This is a genomic window from Nocardia sichangensis (assembly GCF_047200615.1).
Classification (GTDB): Bacteria; Actinomycetota; Actinomycetes; order Mycobacteriales; family Mycobacteriaceae; genus Nocardia; species Nocardia sichangensis.
The window spans coordinates 1-1,337 of record NZ_JBJZOK010000105.1; the positions used below are offsets into that span (position 1 = coordinate 1).

1 protein-coding gene is annotated in these 1,337 nt (G+C 65.1%); it reads right to left on the reverse strand.

What is annotated here, in order from left to right; translation table 11 throughout:
- Positions 1 to 32 precede the first annotated feature (32 nt).
- Complete coding sequence (locus tag ACL03I_RS39305) at positions 33 to 1,244, reverse strand: IS30 family transposase (protein ID WP_412808640.1); 1,212 nt, start codon at positions 1,242 to 1,244, stop codon at positions 33 to 35.
- Positions 1,245 to 1,337 lie beyond the last annotated feature (93 nt).

Consider the following 1,337-nt stretch of genomic DNA (forward strand, 5'->3'; position numbering starts at 1 on the left):
GGCGGATTCCAGGGGTCGTTGCAACACCGCTGCTAGTTGGTGGTGGACAAGAGCATAGCCAGGCGCTCGGCTGGGGTATCCCAGCCGAGCGTTTTGCGTGGACGGCCGTTGAGTTCTGCCGCGACGGCGTGGAGGTGTTCGCGGTTGTGGACCGACAGGTCGGTGCCCTTCGGAAAGTACTGGCGCAACAAACCGTTGGTGTTCTCGTTGGAGCCACGTTGCCAAGGTGAGTGTGGGTCACAGAAGTAGACGGGGATCTCGGCGGCCAGCGAGAACTGATGGTGTAGCCCCATCTCGGCACCTTGATCCCAGGTGAGTGAACGTTTGAGGTGAGCTGGCAGCTCGCGCATGGTCTCGATGAGAGCATCACGGACAGTGACCGCTTCCCGGTTGCCGGGCAAGTGCACGAGCATGACATAACGGGTTGCGCGTTCGACCAGGGTACCGATGGCAGACCCCTGGTCCTTACCGATGATCAGGTCGCCTTCCCAATGGCCGGGCACTGCCCGGTCGGCGGCCTCGGGGGGACGCTCACTGATCATCACCATCGGTGCCGCGAATCGCGGCGCCCGCTGATCAGGTGCGCGGCGCGGCCGGCGCAGCGCCCGGCCGGTACGCAGCGCCCGGGTCAGCTCGCGGCGAAGTTCGCCGCGACCCTGAACGTAGAGCGCCTGGTAGATCGTCTCGTGAGTCACATGCATCTCCGGGCGGTCCGGGAACCGCAACCGCAGCTTCCTGCTGATCTGCTCCGGGCTCCACCTGAGGGTCAACCAATGCTGCACTATCTCGCGCAATTGCTGATTCTGCCCGATCTTGCCCGGTTTCGGCCGCGGGCGCCGCGCCTTGGCGCGGGCATGTGCGGCATGTGGCCGGTAGGCAGCGGACTCAGGATGGCTGTTGCGACGAATCTCCCGGCTGATCGTGGACGGGCTGCGGCCCAACTCGGCAGCGATCGCCCGAACGCTCGCCTTCTCCCTCAACCGATCGGCGATCCGAATCCGCTCCTCTTCACCCAGGTATCGCGACGATCCACCGGCCTCGATCGCCCTGGCGCATCGATCGGACGAGGCCACGACCCCAGCCTCATGGGCTGGCAATCGTGGCCCCTTCTTACGTCCGACCGGACGCCCATACCTCCACTCACGCCCGGTCCGCTCGTTCACACCGACCACGGCGCAAGCCTGCCGATTGCTGAAACCCTGCTGCACCAAAGCAAGGTACAAAGCACGTTCCTCGGCAAGCATCCTCGGCCCCTGCGGCTTCCGGCTCGTACGGATCTCGAAGCCCATCGCATCCCCGCATCGTTCGGGGTGTTGCAACGACCGCTAGAACCCACG